The organism is Micromonospora sp. NPDC047740, from assembly GCF_043204735.1.
GTDB lineage: Bacteria > Actinomycetota > Actinomycetes > Mycobacteriales > Micromonosporaceae > Micromonospora.
Window position 1 is genome coordinate 447811 of record NZ_JBIDCT010000003.1, and the last position, 13425, is coordinate 461235.

General features: G+C 72.4%; 16 protein-coding genes. 13 read left to right on the forward strand and 3 right to left on the reverse strand.

Annotated elements, in window-relative coordinates:
* Positions 1-4: 4 nt before the first annotated feature.
* A complete protein-coding gene (locus tag ACGF4F_RS09100) occupies positions 5-934 on the forward strand; it encodes a Ppx/GppA phosphatase family protein (protein WP_357437912.1) in 930 nt (309 codons plus the stop codon).
* A gap of 147 nt (positions 935-1081) precedes the next feature.
* The gene (locus ACGF4F_RS09105; RefSeq protein ID WP_357437837.1) at positions 1082-1516 is read left to right on the forward strand and encodes a peptidoglycan-binding domain-containing protein; all 435 of its coding nucleotides are present in this window, start codon (positions 1082-1084) and stop codon (positions 1514-1516) included.
* A 144-nt stretch (positions 1517-1660) separates the two neighbouring features.
* Here the strand turns inward: ACGF4F_RS09105 and ACGF4F_RS09110 are convergent, their stop codons facing one another.
* From ACGF4F_RS09110 to ACGF4F_RS09120, 3 genes are all read right to left on the reverse strand, one after another.
* Positions 1661-2332 (reverse strand): hypothetical protein, encoded by a 672-nt coding sequence (locus tag ACGF4F_RS09110; protein WP_393076046.1) that lies wholly within the window; start codon positions 2330-2332, stop codon positions 1661-1663.
* Between the two features lie 327 nt (positions 2333-2659).
* Complete coding sequence (locus tag ACGF4F_RS09115) at positions 2660-2977, reverse strand: helix-turn-helix transcriptional regulator (RefSeq protein WP_357437842.1); 318 nt, start codon at positions 2975-2977, stop codon at positions 2660-2662.
* A complete protein-coding gene (locus tag ACGF4F_RS09120) occupies positions 2974-3336 on the reverse strand; it encodes a type II toxin-antitoxin system RelE/ParE family toxin (RefSeq protein ID WP_393076049.1) in 363 nt (120 codons plus the stop codon). The genes ACGF4F_RS09115 and ACGF4F_RS09120 overlap by 4 nt, the downstream gene beginning before the upstream one ends.
* 235 nt (positions 3337-3571) lie before the next feature.
* Here ACGF4F_RS09120 and ACGF4F_RS09125 point away from each other — a divergent pair, with 235 nt between their 5' ends.
* The 11 genes from ACGF4F_RS09125 to ACGF4F_RS09175 all read left to right on the forward strand — a co-directional run bounded on the left by ACGF4F_RS09125 (position 3572) and on the right by ACGF4F_RS09175 (position 12919).
* Positions 3572-3904 (forward strand): PadR family transcriptional regulator, encoded by a 333-nt coding sequence (locus ACGF4F_RS09125; RefSeq protein ID WP_073836854.1) that lies wholly within the window; start codon positions 3572-3574, stop codon positions 3902-3904.
* Positions 3901-4911 (forward strand): HAAS signaling domain-containing protein, encoded by a 1011-nt coding sequence (locus tag ACGF4F_RS09130; protein WP_357437846.1) that lies wholly within the window; start codon positions 3901-3903, stop codon positions 4909-4911. Before ACGF4F_RS09125 ends, ACGF4F_RS09130 begins: the two co-directional genes overlap by 4 nt.
* A gap of 141 nt (positions 4912-5052) precedes the next feature.
* Positions 5053-5550, forward strand: a complete 498-nt coding sequence (locus ACGF4F_RS09135) for a hypothetical protein (RefSeq protein WP_393076053.1) — start codon at positions 5053-5055, stop codon at positions 5548-5550.
* Between the two features lie 112 nt (positions 5551-5662).
* Positions 5663-6349 carry a dienelactone hydrolase family protein gene (locus ACGF4F_RS09140; protein WP_357437852.1) on the forward strand — a complete coding sequence of 229 codons (687 nt, stop codon included), beginning with the start codon at positions 5663-5665 and terminating at the stop codon, positions 6347-6349.
* A complete protein-coding gene (locus ACGF4F_RS09145; protein ID WP_393076056.1) occupies positions 6342-7085 on the forward strand; it encodes a uracil-DNA glycosylase in 744 nt (247 codons plus the stop codon). The genes ACGF4F_RS09140 and ACGF4F_RS09145 overlap by 8 nt, the downstream gene beginning before the upstream one ends.
* Positions 7086-7105: 20 nt before the next feature.
* The gene (locus tag ACGF4F_RS09150) at positions 7106-7852 is read left to right on the forward strand and encodes a DUF4129 domain-containing protein (protein ID WP_393076059.1); all 747 of its coding nucleotides are present in this window, start codon (positions 7106-7108) and stop codon (positions 7850-7852) included.
* A 76-nt stretch (positions 7853-7928) separates the two neighbouring features.
* Positions 7929-8510, forward strand: coding sequence for a hypothetical protein (locus ACGF4F_RS09155; protein WP_393076061.1), 582 nt, complete (start codon positions 7929-7931; stop codon positions 8508-8510).
* The gene (locus ACGF4F_RS09160) at positions 8510-9517 is read left to right on the forward strand and encodes an AAA family ATPase (protein WP_393076064.1); all 1008 of its coding nucleotides are present in this window, start codon (positions 8510-8512) and stop codon (positions 9515-9517) included. Before ACGF4F_RS09155 ends, ACGF4F_RS09160 begins: the two co-directional genes overlap by 1 nt.
* Complete coding sequence (locus ACGF4F_RS09165) at positions 9517-10878, forward strand: DUF58 domain-containing protein (RefSeq protein ID WP_393076067.1); 1362 nt, start codon at positions 9517-9519, stop codon at positions 10876-10878. The genes ACGF4F_RS09160 and ACGF4F_RS09165 overlap by 1 nt, the downstream gene beginning before the upstream one ends.
* 37 nt (positions 10879-10915) lie before the next feature.
* Entirely contained in the window at positions 10916-11488 is a 573-nt protein-coding gene (locus ACGF4F_RS09170) for a hypothetical protein (protein WP_393076069.1), read from the forward strand.
* Between the two features lie 102 nt (positions 11489-11590).
* A complete protein-coding gene (locus tag ACGF4F_RS09175) occupies positions 11591-12919 on the forward strand; it encodes an NAD(P)/FAD-dependent oxidoreductase (RefSeq protein WP_357437870.1) in 1329 nt (442 codons plus the stop codon).
* Positions 12920-13425 lie beyond the last annotated feature (506 nt).

The window sequence follows — 13425 nt, forward strand, 5'->3', positions numbered from 1 at the left end:
GCGCGTGGCCGCCATCGACTGCGGGACCAACTCGATCCGACTGCTGGTCGCCGACCTGCCCGACCGGGAGGCCGGCCCGCAGGCGCCGCTGGTGGACCTGTGCCGCCGGATGGAGATCGTCCGGCTGGGCCAGGGCGTCGACCGGACCGGCCGGCTCGCGCCGGAGGCGATCGAGCGGACCCGGGTGGCGCTCGCCGACTACGCGGCCGAGATCGAGAAGTTCGGCGCGGAGCGGGTCCGGATGTGCGCCACCTCGGCGACCCGGGACGCCAGCAACGCCGCCGACTTCCGGGCGATGGTCGAGCAGACCCTCGGCGTGCCGCCCGAGGTGGTCACCGGCGACGAGGAGGCCCGGCTCTCCTTCACCGGCGCGGTGCGCGGGCTGCCCGCCGACGCCCGGCCGCCGTACCTGGTCGTCGACATCGGCGGCGGATCGACCGAGTTCGTGGTCGGCACCCGCGAGGGCCGGGTGGAGGCGGCCGTCTCGATGGACATCGGCTGCGTCCGGATGACCGAGCGCCACCTGCACGGCGACCCGCCGAGCCTCGACGAGATCGCGGCCGCGCAGGCCGACATCGCCGTGGCGGTGGACCGCGCGCTGGCGGTGGTGCCGGGGCGCGAGGCCGCCACGCTGGTCGGGCTCGCCGGGTCGGTCACCACCGTCGTCGCCATCGCCCAGGGGCTCCAGGCGTACGAGCCGGAGCGCATCCACCACGCCCGGGTGTCGTACGACCAGGTCGCCGAGGTCACCGCCGACCTGCTGGCGAAGAGCAGCGCGCAGCGGCTGGCCATCCCGGTGATGCACCCCGGCCGCGCCGACGTGATCGGCGCGGGCGCCCTGGTGCTCCGGGTCATCATGGAGCGCGCCGGCATGTCGTCCGTCGTCGCCTCCGAGCACGACATCCTCGACGGCATCGCCTGGAGCCTGCAGTAGCAGGTTGGACCAACCGGGTTCGATGAACCGGTTTCCACCCCGATGCATTGAATCGGAAGAATGTCATGGCGGTCGATGGAGCAGGAGAGCCCCTGCTACTGTCTCGCGGAGATGCTCATCGATGCATCATTACGGGGAGGAGTGTGGATGTCGAAGCGTGTTGTTCGGCGAGCGGTTGCGGCGGTTCTGCTGGTGGTGACCAGCGGTTCGGTCCAGTTGGTGGGCTCCGGCCCGGCGTCCGCCGCGACGCCGACCTGCGTGAAGTCTGTTACCTATCAGGGAGCCCTGGTGCCCGCCGCATCGACCAACTCGGTCGACTGCAACATGGTGCGCGGGAACGTCAGTGACGGGGTGGCCCGGCTGCAGGACACGATGAACGACTGCTACCCGGGCACGCTCAGGGCGGTCGGCGTCTACCCGCTGACGGTCGACGGCAACTTCGGCGGCAACACGCAGAAGGCGCTGATCGAGGTGCAGAAGGTCGCCCGCACCTCGGCGGACGGGGTCTACGGGCCGAACACCCGGAAGGCGATGCTGCACGTCGACCCCGACTACGGGGACCCCTGCCGCCGCGTCAGCTGAGTCCCTGCCGGACCGGCGGCCCGCGCCGGGACAAGGCGACGTGGGCCGGCAGAAGTGGGTCAGGACAAGCTGACCCACTTCTGCCGGGTGGCGATGCGCGCGGTATCGGTGTCCCCAAAATGCGGCATCACAAGATCTGCCGGTTCACCTCGACGGCTGGCGCGGCCAGTCCGACGATCGTCCGGGCCGGTCCCCGGCACCGCCCGACAGCGAGCCAGCCCAGTCCGAAGCGCCGGTCCCGTCCGAACGACCGGCCCCGCTCGAACTGCCGGCCCGTACCAGTTCCGGCTCGGGGGTCCTGCTCGGCGTGCCCAGGCCGAGACCGTCCACGCCCAGTGGGCGGTCCTTCTGCGTCGCGGGCGAGAGGATCTCGTCCGGCTGCAGCGCGCCAGGTCCGTCGGCTTCGGGTTGCGGCCACCGTTGCCAGCGGCGGACGCTCACGACCGCGACGAGCAACAGCGAGCCCACAAGCAGGGTGGTCCCGGTCCGGACGGGGGCTGCCAGATCGACCTGGTAGCCGGCCAGAGTCGGTTCGTGGTCGAGGAGTTTCATCAGCGAGGCCGGGCTGACCAGCAGGCCCAGGTAACTGGCCGAGTAGAACAATCCGGTCAGCGTCGCGCCCAGCGGGGAGATCCGGAGTGTGGCGACGAGCCCGAGCAGGATCCCAGCCGCCGCCAGCACGAGCGCGGGCCGGACGAGATCACCGCCGTCCAGTGCGCCGCCGTTCTGTGCGTCTGCGAACGCCTGCGCCGACCGGTCCTGCCCAAGGGCGAAGAGGATCCAGGCCGACGGGCCCACGATGGCTGCGGCGATCACGGTTCCGATGTGTCGCATCGGGGCAAGGTACCGACCATCCTCGTGAATCAGCAGGCACGTAAGGAGAACTTAAGTGCCAGCACAGCACGTATCCGGTTTTGGCGGGCAGGCCGTCACATCGCGGATTCCCTGAGTGACGCAGCGCGGCCTGGCTTTATCTGATGACCCGTCGGGCCCATCAAGCCGAACATTCGACGTCCACGCCCAGTGTGTCGCCGCTTGCGCCGAGATCGTCTATCCGATTACTGACGGCTTGCGCTCCGCCGCTTCTTGGTCGGCGGCCCGTATGGCGCGGTCATCAACGTGTCGACCGTTGAACGGGGCAGATCAAGCGATGGCGGCGATGTCCCCGTCGTCGAAGTAGATGGCCTGGTGGAGCTTGCCCCCCAGAGCGGCGGCGAACCGGGCGACGACCTCCTGGCCGGAGATCTGGCCTTGCTCGATCTGCGAGACTCGGCCCTTGGTGACACCCATCCGGTCCGCGACCTGCTGCTGCGTCAGCCCGCGCGCACGTCGCACTTCCGCCAGTCGGTGCCCGATGACCTCGGCAAGGAGCTCCTGCTTGCCTGCCTCGACGGCCTCCTCTCCACCGGCACGCGTGACGTGCTCGGCGCGGATGTCCTGCCACCGCGAGTAGTCGCTCATGCTTCCCCCTCCTGTCGTGCTCGTTCCTTGAGGTAGAGCTCATAGCGGTGTTCGGCGAGCGGGATGGCGTCGCGGTACCACACGTTCCACTGCCCTGACTTGTCCCCGGCAACCAGCAGGATGCTCGATCGCCAGGGGTCGAACGCAAAGAGAATACGTACGCTGCCAGGCCGCAGTTCCTTCAAGTTCGCCATCGATGAACCGTGAATGGTGTCGATGAGTGGCCGCCCGAGCCCGGGTCCGTGTTCCGCCAGAAGATCGATCGCATGCACAACCCGGCGATAGGTGTTGCCTTCGAGGGTCTCGATCCATTGCCGCACCTCGTTGACGAGGTACACGTCCCACTCGCCCGCCCCCATGCAACGAGTATAGCAATCGCTATACCTAGGTTGGGCCTGTTGTTCCATGTGTGCCTGGTCAGGCATGTTCGGTGGCGAGGCGGGCGTCGAAGCCGAACAGCGCCTGTTCGGGCGCGGCGGCGGTTACCCCTGGAAGGAGGCATGACTGCTTTACGACATGGCTCCAACCCATGACGCGGAGAGAGAACTACTGTTTTCTTGACGGTACTGTGCAATCCACAGTACCGTGCAACGCGTGGATACGACGCAGCTCCTCAAGGGCGTGCTCGACCTGGCCGTTCTCGCCGTGCTCAAGGACGAGGACGGCTACGGTTACGACATCCTCCGCCGGCTGCGCGAGGCCGGCCTGGAGGAGGTCGGCGACGCCTCCGTCTACGGCACCCTGCGCCGGCTCTTCGCCGCCGGCCTGCTGACCGCGTACGTGGTGCCGAGCGAGTCCGGCCCGCACCGCAAGTACTACGCCCTCAACGCCGCCGGCCGGGATCAGCTCACCCGCTCCGGCAAGACCTGGCGCTCCTTCGCCACCACCATGGACGCACTGCTCGACGATCGGGGGATGGCGGCATGACCGTCACTGGGCAGGAGATCGCGGACTACGTCGAGCGGGTGCGGGCCGCCCTGGCCGACCTGCCGCCCGCCGTCCGCGACGAGTTGACCGAGGACCTGGCGGAACACCTCACCGAGGTCGCCGCGGAGGCCGACGGCACGCTGGTCGACCGGCTGGGCGCGCCGGAGGCGTACGCGGCCGAGCTGCGAGCTGCCGCCGGCGCGGACGGGGACGGCGGGCAGGCGTCCGCGGACCGCCGGTTCGCCGCCGCCCGCGCCCGGATCTCCGCCGGGCTGCGCGGCCTCGACACCCGACTCGGCCCCCTCCTCGGGTACGCCACGGCGAGTGAGTTCCTCCGCCCGCTGCGCCCGGCGTGGTGGCTGGTCCGCGGGTGGCTGGCTGCGCTGCTGATCTCCGCCGCGCTCGGCGAGCCGTCCGGGTTGCTGCCCCGGCTCAGCGGCAGCGTGCTGGCCGGCCTGTTCCTGCTCGCCGGCACGGTGCTCGCCTCGATCTGGCTGGGCCGCCACTCCGTCGGCTTCCGGGGCTGGCCGCGGCGGCTGCTGCGGCTCGGTACGGCCGCCCTGCTGCTCTTCGCTTTCGCCGCGCTGCTCAACGTGGACCAGCACGCCCGCTCGGACGACTTCGGGCCCTACGCGGGGGTTTCGGTCGGCAACCCGTACGACTCGATTGAGGACGTCTTCGTCTACGACGAGGAGGGGCGCCTGGTGCGGAACGCCCGGCTCTTCGACCAGAACGGCGTGCCGATCCGGCTCGGCTACCCCACCTGCGTCGACAGCGGCCAGTACCCGCCGCGCAACGTCTATCCGTACTGCCCGGACCGGGCCCCCTTCGCGCCCCGGCCGGCCGCCCCGGCCCCGACGGCGTCGCCTGCGACTCCGGCCCCGACGGTGTCGCCCGAGCCGACCGGCAGCCCCACGGCGTCCACCACGCCGACGGACACGCCGACCGCCGCCCCGCCGTCCGGGGCGCCGGAGCCGGCCGACCCGGGGCCGGTCCCGACCCGCTGACTCCTCGCCGCGGGGCGCTCGTCGACCGACGGGCGCCCCGCTTCGTGTCCATGATGGACCGATTGGCAGGGGAGGGGCAGTGCCGTCCGGTCCCGGTCGCTACGGTGTCGTCTGCTCGTCGACTCCCGTGAAAGGACCCCCGTGTCAGAGCAGGCCACCCTCTCCTCCGCCGAGCCCGCAACCGACGGGACCCCGCCGTCGGAACCAGCCGGCGATCCGGCCGCCCCGTCCCGTCTCGGCGCCGTGCTGGGCGTGGTCGTGCTGCTCCTCGGCGTCGCCACCGCCCTGCTGGTGGGTTTTCTGATCAAGGTGGGCCCGAGTGGCGACCTGCGCGACGTCTTCGGGAGCGGTGACGGCACCGCCGAGGCGAGGATCGGTGACTGCGTGGCCGACCTGCCCACCGTCGCCGGCGTCGAGGCGAAGGCGGCCGACGATGCGCGGGTGGTCCGCTGCGACTCGGCCGCCGCGGCGTACGCGGTGGTCGGCCGGGTGCAGGACCCGGCGGCGGCCCGTACCCGCTCGGCGGCGGCGTGCGAGCCGTACTTCCGGCCGGGCGACGACGGGTACGTCCTGTACCGCGTCGGCGACGACGGCGACGGCTACCTGCTCTGTCTGGTCCGCCAGGCGAACGGGAGGTGAATGCCACTCTGCCGGCGTCTTCCCCGGGCTGCCGGGAGCGTGGCACGCTACCGGCACGTAACACCCACTGGGCGACCAGCCAACGATGACTGACCGCTAGGAGGACGGGCCAATGGGCGAGATGGTGAGCTTCACCGGCAACGGGGGGACGAGCGAGGGGTATCTCGCGATACCCTCCGACGGTGCGGCCAGCCCGGCGGTCATCGTCATCCAGGACTGGTGGGGTCTGGTGCCCCACGTGCGGGCGGTGGTGGACCGCTTCGCCGAGGCCGGCTTCGTCGCCCTCGCGCCGGACTTCCGCCACGGCGGCCCGGCCAGCAAGCCGAGTGAGCCGCGGCTGATGCTGAACAGCGCGCAGATGGACGAGGCGGCCACCGACATCGCCGCCGCGGCGGACTATCTCTCCGGCCGCTCGGAGGTGGCCGGCGGGATCGGCTGCGCCGGGTTCTGCGCCGGCGCCAGCCTGGCCCTCTGGTCGGGGACCTTCTCCGACCGGATCGTCGCCACCGCCGGCTTCTACCCGCGCCTGCCCTGGGACGGCATGCGCACCGACTGGGCCGACTACGCGGGCAAGGCCGCGCTCATCCACTGCTCGGAGGCGGACGGCCTCTCCGCCGCCGACGGGGTGCAGAGCGTACGCCGGGCCATCGAGGCGGCCGGCGGGGCCTGCCAGACCTACGACTACCCGGGCACCTCGCACGCGTTCTTCAACGAGGACCGGCCGGAGCACTTCGACCAGCGCGCCGCCGCCACCGCCTGGGCCCGCACCCTTGAGCTTTTCCGGGCCAGGCTTGGCTGAACCGCGTACCCCCGCCGAGGTGGTCGCCCGCGCCGCGCGGGCGACCGATCTGACCGACCTCGACGCCGAGGTCAGCAACTGCTTCGCGTGCCCCCGGCTGGTCGCCTGGCGGAAGGAGGTGGCCCGGACGAAACGGGCGGCCTTCCGCGACCAGGAGTACTGGGGCCGCCCGGTGCCCGGCTTCGGCGCGCCCGACGCGCGGATCGCCATCCTCGGCCTGGCACCGGCCGCGCACGGCGGCAACCGCACCGGCCGGATCTTCACCGGCGACCGCTCCGGCGACGTGCTGTTCGCCGCGCTGTACCGGGCCGGGCTGGCCAACCAGCCGACCAGCGTCGCCGCCGACGACGGCCTGGCCCTGCGCGACACCCGGATCTTCGCCGCGGTCCGCTGCGCGCCGCCGGACAACAAACCCACCCCGACCGAACGCGACACCTGTGCGCCGTGGCTGCACCGGGAGGTGGCGCTGCTCCGGCCCACGCTGCGTGTCGTGGTCGCGCTGGGCGCGTTCGCCTGGGCCGCATGGTGGCCGGTCCTGCGCGACGTGTACGGGCAGCGCCCGCCCACTCCGCGCCCGGCGTTCGGTCATGGGGCACACTGGTCCGGCACGTCCGTACCGGCGCTGCTCGGCTGCTACCACGTCAGCCAGCAGAACACCTTCACCGGGCGGCTGACACCAGCGATGTTGGACGACGTGTTCGCCCGGGCGAAGCGGTTGGCCGGGGTGGACGACTGAGGATTGCGTAGGGCGGTGGGATGGACCTCGGCGTGCTGCGCAGGTGGTGGCCGGTCGTCGCGGTGACCCTGCTGCTCGCCGTCGCCGCGCTCGCCGCCGGGCACTCCGCGATCGGCGCCAGCCGGATCCCGCCCGCCGTGGACAACATCCCCTACGTGCCGGACTATCCGACCGCCGAGCCCGTACCCTCGATCCCGGTCGAGCCGCGGGACGCGGGCGAGGCCACCTCGGTCGAGATTCCCCAGTGGATCATCACTGCCTTCCTCGTCGTGCTCGGCACGGCTGCGCTGGCCGTCGCCGGGTACGTCGTCTGGACGCTGATCAGCGGGGCGCTGCGGCGGACCACCCGGGCCATCCCGACGCAGCGGGCCCGGCGGACCGCCGACGGCACCGCCCGGGAGGTGGTGGCCGCCCTGGACGCCGGTCTGGTGGAGTTGGACGACCGGTCCACCGATCCCCGGACGGCGGTGATCGCCTGCTGGGTCCGACTGGAGGAGGCGGCCGAGGAGGCCGGGGTGCCCCGGCTGGCCGGGGACACGGCCACCGATCTGGTCACCCGGCTGCTGCGCGGTGACCCGGCGGCCGGCGTCCCGGCGATCGCCAGCGCCGGTGTGCTGGACGGCTTCGCGCACGTCTACCGGGAGGCCCGGTACGCCACCCACGCGGTCGACGAGCAGATGCGCGACCAGGCCCGGGCCGCGCTGCGCCGGCTGCGCGCCGAGTTGACCACCGCAGCCGTCGCCGATTCCGGGGAGGCGACGGCATGAGCGAGCGGAGTGAGCGAATCGGTCAGCTCGGTGCGGTGGTGCCTCAGGCCGTTGCCGACCGGAGGGAGGCGACGGCATGAGCACCAGTATCGATGACCTGCTGTCGTTCGACGAGGAACCGGCCGGGGAGGCGCGGGACGCGCGGGGCGGGTGGCTGCGTGGGCTGCTGCGTACCCTCGTGGTCACCGCGGCGATCGTGGTGGTGGTCGTGGCCGGCCTGCGCGCGATCGGTCTCCAGGCGTCACTCTGGATCATCGTGGCCGGGGTGCTCGCGGTGCTCGCCGTACGGCGGGTCACCGCTGCCCTGTCGCCCCCGCCGCCGCCGAGGGCCGGTGGCCGGGCCCCGGTCGGCGAGGAGCCGGGCACCTGGAACTGGGGGGCCCGGGACGCACTGCGTAGCGCGATCAACGGCTGGCAGGTGCCGCTGGACTGGTCCACCAGCCGGCCCGAGCGGTTCACCAACGTGATCCTGCCCCGGATCGGTGAGTTGGCCGACGAGCGGCTGCGCCAGAAGCATGGCGTCACCCGCGAGTCCGACCCGGCCCGGGCCCGCGCCCTGCTGGGCGAGCCACTGTGGACCTTCCTCGCCACGCCCGCCCGCCGCACCCCGTCGCCGCGCAACCTCGCGGCGATCGTCGCCGAACTGGAGAAGCTGTGATGAACGACGTGGACCGGAGCATGCCCCCCGCCGAGGTGGGCCGGCTGGCCCGGGAGGTGCTGGACGCGGTCGGCACGGTCGTGGTCGGCAAGCGGGAGCCGCTGGAGCTGGTCCTCGCCGGCATCCTGGCCGGCGGACACGTGCTGCTGGAGGACCTGCCCGGCCTGGGCAAGACGCTGACGGCGCGTTCGTTCGCGCAGGCCCTCGGGCTGGACTTCCGCCGCCTTCAGTTCACGCCCGACCTGCTGCCCGCCGATGTCACCGGCTCCTTCCTCTACGACCAGCGCAGCGGCGACTTCTCGTTCCGGGCCGGACCGGTCTTCACCAACCTGCTCCTCGCCGACGAGATCAACCGCACCCCGCCGAAGACCCAGTCGGCACTGCTGGAGGCGATGCAGGAGAAGCAGGTCTCCGTCGAGGGCGTCACCTACCGGCTGGACGAGCCGTTCCACGTGCTCGCCACCGCCAACCCGATCGAGTACGAGGGGACGTACCCGCTGCCCGAGGCGCAGCTCGACCGGTTCCTGCTCCGGGTGTCGTTCGGCTACCCGAACCACGAGGAGGAGTGGGACGTGCTGCGCCGACGGATCGCCCGCCGGCGGGAGGAGGCCGAGATCAAGCCCGTGGTGGACGCCACCACCCTGCGGGCCATGCAGGCGGCGCTGGAGGACGTGGTCGTCGAGGACTCCGTCGGCCGGTACATCGTGGCGCTGACCGCGGCCACCCGGGAGCACCCCTCGGCGCTGGTCGGCGCCTCGCCACGCGGCTCGCTGGCGCTGCTGCTGCTGTCCCGCGTCCGGGCGGTGCTCGCCAACCGCGACTACGTGGTGCCGGAGGACGTCAAGGCGGTGGCGGTGCCCGCGCTGGCCCACCGGATCACGCTGCGCCCGGAGATGTGGCTGCGCCGGGTCGACCCGTCCTTCGTCGTCGGTGAGGTGCTGGAGGCCACGCCCGCCCCGGCCAGCGGCGCCCTGCCCAGCTACGCAGCCGGGCCCGCCGGGCACTGATGGCCGACCGCCAGGAGCCGGCGAGCTGGGCGCCCACCTGGGCGCTCGGCCGGGCCGTGCTGCTCACCGGGCTGCTGCTCGTCGCGGCCGTGCTGCTCGGCCGGATCGACCTGGTCGTCCTGGCCACGCCGTTCGCCCTGGGCACCGCGTACGGGCTGCGCCGCCGGCCCGGCACGCTGCCCGAGCTGGAGATCGGCACCGGGGACGCGCATCTGGTCGAGGGCTCGCCGATGGCCGCCACGGTCGCCGTCGCGAACCCGGACACCGTCTCGTACGACATGGCGGTGGTCCGCACCCGGATGTCCCGCTGGCTGCGGGTGGAGCAGGTCGGCTTCGGCGGATCCGGGGTGGACGTGAGCCGTTCCGGTGGCGCCGACCGCCCCTTCGTCACCTCGGTGCCCCGCGGCACTGCGGTCGACCTGGCGCTTTCCGGGACGGCGCTGCGCTGGGGCCGGCACCCGATCGGTCCGGCCGGGGTGCGGGTCGCCGTCGCCGACGGGCTGCTGGTCTCCCGGGCGGTCATCGCCGACCCGGTCCGGATGCGGGTCTACCCGATGACTGAGCCGTTTGAGGCAGTGGAGGCGATGCCCCGGGCCGCCGGGCTGGTCGGCGCGCACCACTCCCGGCGGCCGGGGGAGGGCGGTGAGCTGGCCGGCGTACGGGTCTTCGCCCCCGGGGACCGGCTGCGCCGGATCGACTGGCGGGTGTCGCTGCGGGCCCGCCAGCTGCACGTGGCGGCCACCCTGTCCGACCGGGACGCCGAGGTGGTGGTGCTGCTCGACGTGCTCGCCGAGGCGGGCCGGTCCGGCGGCGTACGCGGCGCGGCGTCCGTGATGGACACCACGGTCCGGGCTGCCGCCGCGATCGCCGAGCACTACCTGCACCGGGGCGACCGGGTGGCGCTGCTGGAGTACGGCCCGGCCGCCCGCCGGCTCCGCCCGGCCACCGGCCGCCGGCAATACCTGACCGTGCTGGAGTGGCTGCTCGACGTGCGGGCCGAGAACTCGCCCCACGAGCCGTACGACCAGGTCTTCGGCCCGCAGCTGCTCTCCTCGGACGCGTTGCTCGTCGTGCTCACCCCGCTGCTCGACGAGCGCTCGGCCCAGATGCTGGCCCGGATGGCCCGGGGCGGGCGGTTCGTGGTGGCGGTGGACACCCTGCCGGCCGACCTGCCGGTGCCGAAGGGCCAGGGCTGGGCCGAGATCGCCTACCGGCTGTGGCGGCTGGACCGGGACACGATGATCGGCCAGCTCCGCGAGCACGGCGTGCCGGTGGTCCGCTGGGCCGGCGCGGGCAGCCTCGATCAGGTGCTGCGCGACGTGGCCCGCCTGGCCACCGTCCCGCGGGTGGGTGGCCGGTGAGGCGGCGTCCCGCCGTCGCGCACGGAGGTGGGAAGCGATGAACGACCTTCTCGACGGACTGCACGAGCGGGTCCGCGCGCTGCGCTACAAGGTCAGCCGGATCGGTGTCACGCCGTTGCTGGTCCGCGGCGGCGTCTTCGTCACCGTGCTGGTCGGCTTCCTGGTCGCGTACCCGGTGCAGGCGTTCACCCCGCGGTCGGTGCTGGCCCTGACGGTGGTGGCGGTGCTGCCGGCGGTCGGGCCGCGCCGGATCTGGCCGACCTTCGCGGCACTGGTCACGGTCGGTGGTTGGCTGCTCGCCACCCTCGGATACGACCGGCCGCCGGAGTTGTGGCGGCTGCTCGCCGTGGCGGCCCTGCTCTACCTCGGGCACACGCTTTGCGCGCTGGCCGCACTGCTGCCGTTCGATGCGGTGGTCGATCCGGACCTGGTCCTGCGGTGGCTGACCCGCGCCGGCGGAGTGGTGCTGGCGAGCGGGGTGCTCGGCATCGTGCTGGCCTGGCTCGGCGGGGTCGGTGGGAGCCGTGGTTTCCAGGCGGCCACGGTGGCCGGGCTGCTGGTCGCGGTGGGTCTCACCGCGCTGCTCAGCTTTCTCCTGCGTCGCAGATAGCGGGACATCGCGGGACGTTGTGCAGGTCACAGGGGTTGTGCTCCGTCACAACGGGGGGTCTCGAACGGGATTAGTCGAGCCGCCGGGGGAAAGATAGATGACGTGAATCCGAAGCGGATCCTTGTCGTGGGTGCCGGGCACGTGGGCCTGTACGCCGCTCTGCGCCTGTCCAAGAAGCTGAGCTCCCGTGAGGCCGAGGTCATCGTCGTCGACCCGCAGCCGCACATGACCTACCAGCCGTTCCTCCCGGAAGCCTCGGCGGGCAACATCTCGCCCCGGCACGCGGTGGTGCCGCTGCGACGGGAGTTGCGCCGGTGCACGGTGGTGGCGGGTGCGGTGACCCGGATCGACCACGACCGGAAGACCGCGATCGTGCAGCCGATCAGCGGCCCGACCCGGGAGATCCCGTACGACCACGTGGTGGTCGCCCCCGGCTCGGTCTCCCGCACCCTGCCGATCCCCGGCCTGCACGAGCACGGCATCGGGTTCAAGACCATCGGCGAGGCCGTCTTCCTGCGTAACCACGTGCTGGACCGGCTCGACGTCGCGGCCGTCACGACCGACCCGGAGGTCCGCCGCCGCGCGCTGACCTTCGTCTTCGTCGGCGGTGGCTACGCCGGCATCGAGGCGCTGGCCGAGATGGAGGACATGGCCCGGGACGCGCTGCGCTACTACCCGGAGCTCAAGCCGGAGGACATGCGCTGGGTCCTGGTCGAAGCCACCCAGCGGGTGCTGCCCGAGGTCGACCGGGACATGGGCGCCTACACGGTGCAGCAGCTGCTCAAGCGGAACATGGACATCCGCCTGGACACTCGGCTCGAGTCGTGTGTCGATGGCATCGTCAAGCTCTCCGACGGCGACAGCTTCCCGGCCGACACGATCGTCTGGACGGCCGGCGTCAAGCCGTCGCCCATGCTGGACGCCACCAACTTCCCGCGCGACGAGCGCCGCCGGGTCACCTGCCTGCCCACCCTGCAGATCGTCGACGGCGACCGGGTGGTCGAGGGCGCGTGGAGCGCGGGTGACTGCGCCGCGGTGCCGGACCTCACCAAGGAGCCGGGCAACTTCTGCTCACCGAGCGCCCAGCACGCCGTCCGGCAGGCCGCCCGGATGGCCGACAACATCGCGAACGTGATCCGCGGGCGCGAGCCGGTCAACTACAAGCACAAGCACGCGGGCAGCGTGGCCAGCCTCGGCCTGCACAAGGGCGTCGCGCAGGTCTACGGCGTGAAGATGACCGGCTGGCCGGCGTGGTTCATGCACCGCACGTACCACATGTCGCGGATCCCGTCGTTCAACCGCAAGGTCCGGGTCGTGGTCGACTGGACGCTGGCGTTCTTCCTCAAGCGTGAGGTGGTTGCGCTGGGCCAGCTGCACGACCCGCGCGAGGAGTTCGCCGAGGCGTCCGCCCCGATCGGCGCCCGCCGCTGAGTTCGTCGGCAAACGGCCCTTCCCGCTCCGGGAGGGGCCGTTTGCCATACCCGCGGTCCGTCTGTGGGCGCGCTGGGCGGTGATCGCGGCCCGGCTCCGGCTGAGGGTGGTGATCGACTCCGTGTCGGGGATGTGGCGCTATCGGCGGATGCCGGTTACCGCCATTTCCGTGACCTGGAGCGGATCAATCAGGCCCTGTCCGTGGGTTGTGGTGGGCCCTGTCCGGTTTGTGTGTGGCGGGCGGCATCGTGAGGCCGGAATCTCGGGCGGCCCGGGGCCGTTGGACATGGGTGCACGGCCGAGGTAGGCGCCCCGCGAGGCGGGCTTGCTGGCCGGCCCGGGTCGGAATGTTGGTGGGCTGCCGGTCGTTGCAGATGACTCGCGATCGAGGAAGCCGCCCCCGCGTGTGGTGGGGTGGTCGGGCCCGGAATGTTGGCGGGCCGCCGGTCGTTGTACATGGTCCCGGCGCCGCGAAGAGGCGAACCCCTAGCCCCGCGAGCCGCTGG